The organism is Actinosynnema sp. NPDC059797 (genome assembly GCF_042732085.1).
Classification (GTDB): Bacteria; Actinomycetota; Actinomycetes; order Mycobacteriales; family Pseudonocardiaceae; genus Actinosynnema.
In genome coordinates, this window is the sequence record NZ_JBHWIE010000241.1 from 1 (window position 1) to 10,956 (window position 10,956).

Sequence of the window (10,956 nt, forward strand, 5' to 3'; positions counted from 1 at the left end):
AGCGCGGGGGCGGGGTCGGCGCCCAGTTCCTCCACCAGCCGCTCCCGCAGCCGCCGGTGGTGCTCCAGGGCGTCGGCGGTGCGCCCGGCGCGGTGCAGGGCGAGCAGGAGCTGCCCGGCCACCCGCTCGTCCAGCGGGTGCTCCTCCTGGCGCGCGGCCAGTTCGTCCACCAGCTCCTCGCCCTGCCCCAGGCGCAGTCGGGCGTCGACCAGGTCGTGCTGCGCGGCGAGTCGCTCGCGTCCCAGCCGGTCCCGCTCCGCGGTCGCCCACTCGCCTCCCGGACCGGTCAACGCCTCCCCGCGCCACAACGCCAGCGCCTCGGTCAGCAACCGCACCGCGTCGGCGTCGCCGGCCCGACCGGCGCGGGCGCTCAGGGTGCGGAACCGGTGCAGGTCGACCGCGGACTCCTCGACCGCCAGCAGGTAACCGCCCGAGCGGCGGACCACGACCGCGGTCGGCGCCCCGGGCAGCACCCGTCGCAGCCGCGAGACGTAGGACAGCAGCGCCGTGCGCGCCTTCGGCGGGGGATGCTCCCCCCAGACCCGTTCGACGAGGCGTTCCACCGGCACCACGCGACCGACGTCCACCGCCAGCGCCGCCCACACGCACCGCTGCCTGGCCGGCCCCAGGTCGACCCGGTGGCCGTGCACGTGCACGGTCACCTCACCCAGCACGCGCACGTCCAGCACCGCGCCACCCCCCACCCCTTTGCATACCAGTCGGGTGGGACGGCGCAACCCGCTTCGTCCCGCCCGACCGGCGGGAGTTCAGTCGAGGGCGTCCCGCTGGTGGACGTCCGGGATGCCGTCGTGGTCGTCGTCGCGGGTCTCCTCCTCGTGGATGCGGCGGTAGACGCGGTTGCGGGCGCGCAGGATCACCGTGGCGACCAGCGCGGACAGCAGCGAGCCGAGCAGGATGCCGATCTTGGCGTCGTCGTAGGGGCGGCTGCCCTCGCCGAACGCCAGCTCGCCCACCAGCAGCGACACGGTGAACCCGATACCGCCCAGCACCGCCAGGCCCACCACGTCCACCCACGCCAGGTCGCCGTCCAGCTCGGCGCGGGTGAACCTCGACACCAGCCACGTGGCGGCGGTGATGCCCACCAGCTTGCCCAGCAGCAGGCCCGCCACGATGCCGATGGTCACCGTGTCGGTCAGCGAGGAGGTCAGGCCGGCGAGCCCGCCGATCGACACGCCCGAGGCGAAGAAGGCGAACACGGGCACCGCCACGCCGGCCGACAGCGGCCGGAACCGGTGCTCGAAGTGCTCGGCCAGGCCGGGGCCCTCGCCGGGCGCGCGGCGGATGACCGGCACGGCGAAGCCCAGCAGCACCCCCGCCACGGTGGCGTGGACCCCGGAGGCGTGCATGAAACCCCAGGTCAGGGCGGCCAGCGGCAGCAGCAGCCACCAGGAGCGCACCCGTCGCTGCACCAGCACGGCGAACAGCGCCAGCGGCACGGCCGTCAGCAGCAGCGGCGTCACGGCCAGGTCGTCGGTGTAGAACACGGCGATGATCACGATCGCGATCAGGTCGTCGACCACGGCGAGGGTGAGCAGGAACGTCCGCAGCGCCGCGGGCAGGCACCGGCCGATCACGGCGAGCACGGCCAGGGCGAAGGCGATGTCGGTGGCGGTCGGGACGGCCCACCCGGACGCCGCGCCCGGCGTGCCCAGGTTGACCAGCAGGTAGATCAGGGCGGGCACCGCGACCCCGCCGAACGCGGCGGCGACCGGCACCGCCGCCCGCCGGGGATCGCGCAGGTCACCGGCCACGAACTCGCGTTTGAGCTCCAGGCCCGCGACGAAGAAGAAGATCGCCAGCAACCCGTCGGAGGCCCAGTGGCCGATGCTCAGCTCGAGGTGCAGCGACGCGACGCCCACCTCGAAGTCGCGCAGTGCCTCGTAGGTCGGCGCCCAGGGCGAGTTGGCCCACACCAGCCCGAGCAGGGCGGCGGCCAGCATGATCACCCCGCCGACGGTCTCCAGGCGCAGGATGTCGGCGATGCGCTTGGCCTCGGGCCAGGACCCTCGGTTGAACAGGGTGGTGGCACGGCGTTGCACGGGCGGCTCCCGGGGTCGTCGGATCGGACCGCCGACCAGGCTTCCCGGCACACCATGCCCGCGCACGGGCAACGTCCCGACAGTACCCGGTGGTGGGTGCCGGTGCGCGAACCAGGTGGTCACGCCGTCGTGAACACCCGGTGTCCCGGGGGTCCGCGTAACAGGAGCGGCGCGCGCGTCGATACCGTGTGCGGCGCCGTCACGATCCACCGACGGCGTGGTGTGCCGGGAAGCCTGGTCGGCGTCCGCGACCCGACGCACCCGGAGTTGATCTTGAAGTTCCCGCCCGCCCCGCCGGACGCGCCGTCGGCTCCGCCGGACACGTCGTCGGCCGCGATCACCGGTCGTGCCCGCCGCTACCGCCCCGAGTTGCAGGGCCTGCGCGCGCTCGCGGTCACCCTGGTGGTCGTCTACCACGTCTGGCTCGGCCGCGTGTCGGGCGGCGTGGACGTGTTCTTCCTGCTCTCGGGCTTCCTGGTGACCGGGCAGCTGGTGCGGGCGGCCGAACGCGGCCGGATCGAGCCGGTCCCGCTGTGGGGGCGGATGGTCAAGCGCCTGTTCCCCGCCGCGCTCACCGTCCTGCTCGCGCTCGTCGCCGTGTGCGTGGTCGCGCTGCCGGAGAACCGGTGGTTCCAGACCATCCGGGAGGTCGTCGCCGCCGCGCTGTACCTGGAGAACTGGCAGCTGGTCTCCGACGCGGCCGACTACTTCCAGCAGCACGACGAGGCCAGCGTCGTCCAGCACTACTGGTCGCTGTCCATCCAGGGCCAGTTCTACCTGGTCTGGCCGTTGCTGGTGGTGACCGCCGCCTGGGCCGCCCGCCGCCTCGGCACGGGCGTGCGCCGCCCGGTGGCCTGGCTGCTGGTCGCCGTCTTCGGCGGCTCGCTGGCGTTCTCGGTGGTCCTCACCGGCGCGGACCAGCCGCTGGCCTACTTCCACTCGCTGACCCGGGCGTGGGAGTTCGCGCTGGGCGGGCTGCTGGCCCTGGTCGTCGACGCGGTGGTGCTGAACCGGGGCGCGCGGGTCGTCCTGGGGTGGCTCGGGGTCGTGGGCCTGGTGGCCTGCGGGCTGGTGCTGAAGGTCGGCAGCGTGTTCCCCGGCTACGCCGCGCTGTGGCCGACGCTGTGCGGCGCGGCCGTCGTCGTCGCCGGGGCCACCGGCAGCCGCGTGGGCGCCGACCGGCTGCTGTCGGCCCGCCCGGTCCGCTACGTCGGGGACCTGAGCTACGCGCTCTACCTGTGGCACTGGCCGGTGCTCGTGCTCTACCTGGTGCTGCGGGGCCGGGAGGAGGTCGGGCCGCTGGGCGGCGCGTTCGTGATCGGGCTGTCCGTCGTGCTGGCCGTGGCGACCCACCACCTGGTCGAGGCGCCGGTGCGCCGCTCCCGGGTCGGCGAGGTACGCGCGTGGCGCGCCCACGCGCTCGGCGCGGCGGCGATGGTGCCGGTCCTGCTCGCCGCGGGCGCCTGGCAGGCCGTCAGCGACCGCAAGGCCGCCTCCTACGAGCTGCTGGTCGACGACAACGACCACCCCGGCGCCCTGGCCCGGATGCCCGACTTCGAGTACTGGGGCTCCGAGGACGCGACCGTGATCCCGCCGCTGGTGTCGCTGTACGACGACTTCCCCGCCATCGAGGGCAGCACGTGCCGCTCCTCCCCGCGCAACCCCCGGGACCTGGAGGTGTGCACCTCGCCCGGCCCCGCCGAGCCGGCCAGGCGGATCGCGGTCGTGGGCGACTCGCACATGCAGTCGTACCTGGCGGCGCTGTGGCCCATCGCGCGGGAGCGGGACTGGCAGGTCGTCTCCATGCTCAAGGGCGCCTGCCCGTTCTCCACCGACGCCGACGCGGCGCCCGGCGACGCCAGGTGCACCCGGTGGAACGCCGACGTCGTCGACGAGCTGGCCGAGCTGCGGCCCGACCTGGTCCTGGTCAACGGCACGCGCAACGTCCGCGTCGGGCTGACCGAGACCACCCCGGACGGGTTCGTCGCCCAGTGGCGCGAGTTGGCCGAGGTCGGGCTGCCCGTGCTGGCGGTCCGGGACAACCCGCGGTTCTCCTTCGGCCCGGCGGAGTGCGCCGCCGCCCACGGCCTGGACCCCGGGGCGTGCGCGACGCCCAGGGCCGACCTGCTCACCCCGGAGCCGCCCTGGTCGGCGGTGCCCGACCTGCCGCCCAACGTGTCGTTCGCGGACTTCAGCGACTACATCTGCGAGGACGAGACCTGCCCGGCGATCATCGGCAACGTGTTCGTCTACCTGGACGACAACCACCTCAGCGCGACCTACGCGGCCACCCTGGCGCCGTTCCTGGAGGCGGTCCTGCTGCCCCTGCTGGGGTTGGCGGAGGGCGAGGGCTGAGGGGCGCGGCCGGATCGCAAGACAAGCGTCAGGTCCACCTCCGCCAGTCGGTGCCACGATCGAGGCGGGCCGCACCACGGCGTGCGGTCGGCAGCGGTTCGGGGAGGAGGCGCGGTGGCGTCCGTGGGAACGCGGTCCGGGGCACGTCGCGGTCCGGCGGCGCGGCGTGGGTCCCGGTGGGACGCGGTGGTCTCGTTCGGGGTCGCGGTGAGCTTCCTGGCCGGCCTGTGGCTGCTCATGGCGCCCTTCGCGCTGGGGCACCAGACCGCGGACGGCGCCTTCGACCCCCGCTGGAACAGCGTGTTCACCGGGTTCGCGGTGGCGGTGTGCTCCCTGGTCCACGCCATGGCGCCGAGGGAGACGCCGTGGCTGGCGCCGGTGCTGCTGCTGATCGGGGCGTGGCTGGTCGTCACGTCGTTGGCGGGACCGCAGCCCGGGGAGGGGCGCGTGGCCGCCAGCGACGCGGTCACCGGCGGCGTCGTCGTGGTCGTGGGGCTGGGCGCGGTCGTCAGGGCGGCGACCCGGTGGCGGCGCGCGGGCGGTCGGCGCCCCCGGATCGCTGGTGACCGTGACCGCCATACCCGCTGACCAGGACCCCGTGGCGCTGCTCCTGATCTGCGACAGCTGCGGCCGCGCCTACGAGGGGGAGTCGCGCCGGCCCTGGATTACCCTGTGGGCGGACGCGACGGGCACGGGGTGGCGTGGCCGGGACCGCGCGATCGGCCCCCACCGGTGCGCCCTGTGCCCGGCCTGAGGTCGGGCCGTCGATGCCCAGCGCCGTGAGGAACGACCCGTATGCCGGTTGAACGACCCACGCCCACCCCTGACACCGAAGCGCCCCGCACCCGGCTGAGCCACGTCTACTGGATCGGCGGCGGCAGCGGCGCGGGCAAGTCGACCGCGGCCCGTCGGCTCGCCGACCGGTACGGCCTCCACCGGTGCTCCACCGACGACCTGATGACCGACCACGCCGGCCGGATGACGCCCGAGGACTCGCCGTTCCTGCGGCAGTTCGCCGCCATGGACCTGGACGAGCGGTGGGTGGACCGGAGTCCGGAGGCCATGCTGGACACGTTCCACTGGTTCCGGGGCGAGGGGTTCGGGTTCATCGTGGAAGACCTCCTCGCGCTGGGGGAGGGACCCGGTGTGGTCGTCGAGGGCTTCCGGTTGCTGCCCCACCTCGTGCTGCCCCACCTCGCGGACCCGGACCACGCCGTGTGGCTCCTGCCGACCCCGGAGTTCCGCAGGGCCGCGTTCGAGAGCCGCGGCACGCTGTGGGACGTCCCCAACCGGACCGGGAACCCCGACCGCGCCCTGCGCAACCTGCTGGAGCGGGACCGGATGTTCACCGACCGCCTGCGCGAGGAGACCGCGGCCCTCGGCCTGCACGTGATCGAGCTCGACACCGGCACCACCGAGGACGACCTGGTCGACGGGGTCGCGCGCCTGTTCGGGCTCCGTTCGGGCTCCGAGGGACCGCGGTCGTGACCTCCTACCGGTGAAGCGCTCCCACCTCCGCCGGGCGATCAGGAGACCTTCGGGTGGATCTGGGTCTCCCTCCCGGTGACGGCGTCGATCGCGAACACCCGCTCGACCCGGGGGTTGGCCTGGAGCGCCGGGAAGTCGGCCAGCTCGACCGGGCCGTCCTCGGCGCGGTTGGGGCCGACCAGGACGTAGACGTCGCCGTTGGCGCTGTGCGCGGGACTGGCCGCGACGGTGTCCGACACCTCGCGCACGGGCCGCCCGGCCGCCTCGGCGACGGGACCGGGCTCGCCGCGGCCGTCCAGGTTGGCCATGAACTCGGCGAGGTCCATGAACGAGTGCCGCTGCCCCTGCGCGTCGATGGTGTCGCCCGCCCAGAAGAAGGACCCCTCGCCCTTGGTGGCGAGGATGTCCCGGATGTACTCCAGCCAGCGCTCGCCGTCCTCGGCGGGGAGGTCGCGCAGGTCGAGGCAGGGCTCGCCGTCCACCGAGGTGATCGGGAAGCCGTGCTCGTCGCGGTCACGGTCGGGGTTGGGGTCGCGGTCGCCGCTGCCCTCGCGGTCGTCCTTGCGGTCGCCTTCGTGGTCCCCTGGATCACGGCGCTCGCCGTCGCGCCCTTCGTGGTCACGACCCTTCCGGTCCTGCTCCTCGTGGCTCCCCGGCACCCGCTCGCCGGGGTGGGGATCGGGGGTGTCCGAGTCGCCGGCGGAACCGCCGGGGCCGCTGCCCGTGGTGGGGTCGGGGATGCCGGGCTGCTTGAACAGGTCCTTGGGCACCTCGGGGATCGGAGGCATCGGCGGCGGCGTGGTCCCCGCCGAGGTGTTGGTGGCACCCGGTGAGGGCGTCGCTCCCGGCGAGGAGCCCGGCGTCGACCCGGTGCCGCCGGCCGAGGGGGTGCTCTTGAGGGCTTCCGCCAGGTTCGTCCCGCCGCCGGTGCTCGCGGAGCCGTCCGGGACGGGAGGCGGGTCGGGGATCTCGGGGAGGGGCGGCATCGCCCCCATGGGGGACGTCGAGGTCGGCGCGGGCGTGGAGGACGCACGGGCGGCGGCGGTCCCGGCCTCCGCCGAGCCGCCACCGGGAGCGGTGGGCGGTCCCGCGATGCCCGACGTCATCGGCGTCGGGGGCAGCTGGCCTGCGGGGATCCCGCCCGGCTGACCGGTGGGTGCTCCGGCGCCCTGGGGCGTGGGCACGCCGCCCTGCGCGGTGAAGGCTTCCGGTCCGGCGGTCGTCGAGGTCCGCGTGGTGTCCTCCGGGCGGGGGACGTCGCCCGTCGGCGTGGTCTGCGGGCCTCCGGTCTGGAACGGGGCGCCCCCGCCGTTCCCGGGACCACCGGGGAGGTCACCGGGCGAGGCGACCGGCGGGCCCTGCGGTGCCGGCGTGCCACCGCCACCTCCACCGGGCGCGCCCAGCGGCGGCCCGGCGGTGTGGGTGGGGTCGATCCTGGCGAACTGGTCGCCGTTGGCGCGGTCGGCCTCCTGGTGGGTCCGCGCCGTGGCCTTCAGGGCCTCGCCGACGAGGCCGAGCGTCGAGGCAGCCCTGCCCACCAACTCGACCGACCTGCCGGCGGAGGCGTTGAACGCCTCGGCGGCGAACGCCCCGGCGGTGCCGAACGCGTTGCCCGCCAAGCCCTGGCCGGACAGCCTCGACGAGGCTTCCTGGTAGCCGGTGCGCAGTGAGTCGGCCTGCTGCTGGAGCGTCTCCATCGCGGACTGCTCCATCGTGAAACCGGAGCCGTCGGGGGAGTACGTGCCGACCTCGGTCGGTGGCGGGGTGGTGACCATGGCGTTGCCTCCGGGGAACGCAGGGGAGAGGGGGTGCGGGGACTTCCTCGGCCGGGCGGTCGGGCGCCGCCTGCGCCTACTCGGCCTCCACGACCCTGCGGACCGTCGAATCCGGCGTGGCCTGCACTTGGCCCGCGACCGTCCAACCCGGCGCCGCCTGCACCTGGCGCGCGACCGTCAGCTCGGCCTCGGCGGCGAGGTAGGGGGTGGCCTGCACCTCGCGCGCGACCACCGACTCGCGCACCGCGTGACGCGCCTGGACCGGCTCCTCCGCGCGGGAGAAGGCGATGGGCTCCTCGGGCAGGAGCCGCTCCCTCGCCGCGACCCCCATGGGCCGCAGCGCCTCCGTTTCCTCGGCTGCCAGGAGACGTTCGCTGCGCATGGGTCGGAGGGCTTCGGTCTCTTCGACGGCGAAGGCGCGTGCGCTCTGCATAGGCCGCAGCGCCTCCGTCTCTTCCACCGCGAGGGCGCGGGCGCTCTGCATGGGTTGGAGGGCTTCGGTTTCCTCGGCTGCCAGGAGTCGTGTGCCGTGCACGGGGCGGAAGACCTCGGTCTCCTCGACCGCCAGGCCGCGGACGCTCCGCACGGGCCGCAGCGCCTCCTGCTCCTCACCGACCGACATCCGCCTGACCGCGTTGTCCGCCCGCGCCGCGACCGCCCCACCGCCCGCGGCGTTCTCGAACCGCTCCCAGCCCCGGCCGACGTCGTCGGAGATGCGGTCCAGCTCCCTCATCCGGTCGACCTGGCGGGTCAGCGCCGCGGCCAGGTCGTCCATCTTGGCCGCGACGCTCGTGCCGAGCTGCGTCGCGCTGTCCACCACCGAACCCAGGAACAGCACGATGGACGCGCCCGCGGTGAACGGGGCGAAGGCGTGGGCGTTGATCGCGCCGGGGACCAGCGAGTCGGAGTACTGGCCGAGGGTGTAGAGGAGGGCTTCGCGCAGGGCCTGCACCATCGCGCCGGTGTGCTCGACGACCACGCCCTTCTTGTCCACCGCGTTGGCCAGCGAGGCCAGCTCCTCGCCGAGCGCGTCCATGCTGGCCTGGTAGGCGTCCTTGGCGCTGCCGGTCCACCCCCGGGGCTTGCCCAGCGTCTCGCGCTGCGCCCCCGCCAGCTCGCGCATCCGGTCGGCGGTGGAGCGGATCGCGTCCACCACGGCCCGCACGTTCTGCGGGTCGCCCTGGAGCCGGTCGACCGGTTCCCGCAGGAAGGCCACGTAGTCGACCGCCCACCCGGCGACGCCGCGCAGGCTCGCGAACGGGTCGTCGGGGAGCCGGGCGCCGGTGGGCATGCCCACCACGGACTGCGGTTCGGCCTCCGCCTCCTTGCCGATCGCCTCGATCCGCTGGTCGACGTCGCCCCTGACCGCGCGCGTCCTGCGCACGGTGTGCGTGGGCGCCATCGCGGCGGTGCCTGTTGCCATGAGCCGGGACCTTCCTGGGAGCGCTGGGTCCGAGTCGGGCGGTTCTTCGGTGTCCTGCGTTCGACTCGAGGAGTCAAGTGATCACCGCCAACGTCCCGCCAACGTCGATCCAACGATCACGGACCGCCCGTCACGAGGTCCCTCCGGCCGGCGCGGGCGGGCCTGGCGTCGCCACGGCCGCGACCTGCCACCCGGGCGGGGGCGCGCTCACCGCGGCGGACGAGGCGGGTGCAGGGCGGCGCAGCTGATCACCAGCGCCACCAGGACGAGCACGACGAGGGCGGTGGTGATCAGCGCGTCGAGGAGCCATTCGAAGAACATGGTCAGTCCCGTGGTGCGGTGGTCCCGGCGCCCGCCCGACGGGCGCGCCGCCGGCTGCGCAGGCTGGTCGCGGTGACGGTGGCGAGGGTGCCGACGATCACCACCAGGGAGAGCGGCGTGGGGATGTCGGGCACGCCCGGCCAGATCCCGTGCGCCCAGTGCAGCACCAGCTTCACCGCGATGAACGCGAGGATGACCGCCAGCCCGTGGTTGAGGTGGACGAGCTTGGCCAGGGCGTTGTGCAGCACGAAGTACAGGGCGCGCAGGCCGAGCAGCGCGAACGCGTTCGTGGCGAACACCAGGTAGGGGTCGTCGGTGATGCCGTAGACGGCGGGCACCGAGTCGACGGCGAACACCACGTCGGTCGCGAAGACCGCGACCACCACGACCGCCAGCGGCGTCAGCGCGCGTCGCCCGTGCTCGCGGACGGTCAGGCGGGCGCCGCGGTAATCGTCGGTGACCGGGGTGAGCCGGCGCAGCAGCCGGACCGACCGCATCCGCGACACGTCCGGCTCGGCCTGGGCGCCGGTGAGCGCCTGGTGGAAGACCTTCACCGCCGACACGAGCAGGACCAGCCCGAACACGAGGAACGCCCACGTCCCGGAGGCCAGCATCGCCGCGCCGGCCGCGATGAACGCGCCCCGCAGCACCAGGGCGCCGACGATGCCGTAGAGCAGGACGCGTTGCTGCACGTCGGACGGCACGGCGAAGGCGGCGAGCAGCAGCATGAACACGAACAGGTTGTCCACCGACAGGGACTTCTCCACCAGGAACCCGGTCGCGAACTCCAGCGCCCGGTCGCTCCCGGCGGCGCTCCACAACCAGGCCGCGAAGACCACCGGCAGCGCGAGGTAGAACACCGACCAGCCCACGGCCTCCCGCATCGACACCTCGTGCGGGCGGTGGGTGACCGCGAAGTCTGCCACCAGCAACGCGGCCAGGACGGCGAGGCTGATCGACCACAGGCCCACCGACCCGACGGACCCGGCCGAGTCGGCGGGCAGGGCTGCGGACAAGGGCATCGGACCTCCTCGAACGCCGAACGTCCGAGGTCTCCTTCGCCCTGGTGGGGCGGCCTCCCGGGGACACCGACGAGATGCCCGTCCTGACCGGGTAGGCGCTTGGGAAGTACTCCCCTCACCGCCCAGTATCGAACACCCGGTCAGGCGGGTGAAGGTCCGGCGGAGGGGAATGCATCACCCGAAGGGGTACAACCTCCTCAGATGACGACCACGCGGAAGGCGTGCAGGCACCACGGCCCGTCGTAGTTGGTGGCCCAGAGGTTGCCGGAGGGGCCCTCGACCTCCTGCCCCTTGGCGGTGCCGCGCAGGTAGAGCTGGACGGAGCGGTCGTCGCGCGCGATGCCCTCGACCCTGGTGTCGATCGCCAGGTCCGGGTCGTGGCCGACCAGTTCCGCCACGTCGTCGGGCGAGTTGATCGCATCCGCGCAGAGCAGGCGCGAGGCCGTCGCCGCGTCACCGCCGTTGACCGCGTCCAGGAACGCCCGCATGACGGCCACCGCCTCCGCCGGGAC

9 protein-coding genes are annotated in these 10,956 nt (G+C 74.2%); 3 read left to right on the forward strand and 6 right to left on the reverse strand.

Translation table 11 applies throughout. The features are described 5' to 3' along the window. Together ACFV4N_RS32530 and nhaA are read right to left on the reverse strand one after the other, a co-directional pair. A partial coding sequence (locus ACFV4N_RS32530; protein WP_499676473.1) for an AfsR/SARP family transcriptional regulator occupies positions 1 to 689 on the reverse strand: 689 nt, incomplete at its 3' end. A 78-nt stretch (positions 690 to 767) separates the two neighbouring features. Continuing rightward, on the reverse strand, positions 768 to 2,060 hold the full coding sequence (gene nhaA / locus ACFV4N_RS32535; protein ID WP_499676474.1) for a Na+/H+ antiporter NhaA: 1,293 nt from the start codon (positions 2,058 to 2,060) through the stop codon (positions 768 to 770). Positions 2,061 to 2,396: 336 nt separating this feature from the next. Between nhaA and ACFV4N_RS32540 the strand changes: the two genes are divergently transcribed. The 3 genes from ACFV4N_RS32540 to ACFV4N_RS32550 all read left to right on the forward strand — a co-directional run bounded on the left by ACFV4N_RS32540 (position 2,397) and on the right by ACFV4N_RS32550 (position 5,903). After that, complete coding sequence (locus ACFV4N_RS32540) at positions 2,397 to 4,415, forward strand: acyltransferase family protein (RefSeq protein WP_499676481.1); 2,019 nt, start codon at positions 2,397 to 2,399, stop codon at positions 4,413 to 4,415. Positions 4,416 to 4,529: 114 nt separating this feature from the next. Continuing rightward, the gene (locus tag ACFV4N_RS32545) at positions 4,530 to 5,003 is read left to right on the forward strand and encodes an SPW repeat domain-containing protein (RefSeq protein WP_499676475.1); all 474 of its coding nucleotides are present in this window, start codon (positions 4,530 to 4,532) and stop codon (positions 5,001 to 5,003) included. A 207-nt stretch (positions 5,004 to 5,210) separates the two neighbouring features. Further along, on the forward strand, positions 5,211 to 5,903 hold the full coding sequence (locus tag ACFV4N_RS32550) for a hypothetical protein (protein ID WP_499676476.1): 693 nt from the start codon (positions 5,211 to 5,213) through the stop codon (positions 5,901 to 5,903). A 38-nt stretch (positions 5,904 to 5,941) separates the two neighbouring features. On the opposite strand, the gene ACFV4N_RS32555 is transcribed toward ACFV4N_RS32550, so the two are convergent. From ACFV4N_RS32555 to ACFV4N_RS32570, 4 genes are all read right to left on the reverse strand, one after another. Then, positions 5,942 to 7,678, reverse strand: a complete 1,737-nt coding sequence (locus ACFV4N_RS32555; RefSeq protein WP_499676477.1) for a hypothetical protein — start codon at positions 7,676 to 7,678, stop codon at positions 5,942 to 5,944. 76 nt (positions 7,679 to 7,754) lie between these two features. Beyond that, a complete protein-coding gene (locus ACFV4N_RS32560; protein WP_499676478.1) occupies positions 7,755 to 9,101 on the reverse strand; it encodes a hypothetical protein in 1,347 nt (448 codons plus the stop codon). A gap of 323 nt (positions 9,102 to 9,424) precedes the next feature. After that, positions 9,425 to 10,444 carry a TerC/Alx family metal homeostasis membrane protein gene (locus tag ACFV4N_RS32565; RefSeq protein ID WP_499676479.1) on the reverse strand — a complete coding sequence of 340 codons (1,020 nt, stop codon included), beginning with the start codon at positions 10,442 to 10,444 and terminating at the stop codon, positions 9,425 to 9,427. Positions 10,445 to 10,641: 197 nt separating this feature from the next. After that, positions 10,642 to 10,956, reverse strand: a 315-nt coding sequence (locus tag ACFV4N_RS32570) for a hypothetical protein (protein ID WP_499676480.1), incomplete at its 5' end; no start/stop codon positions are given.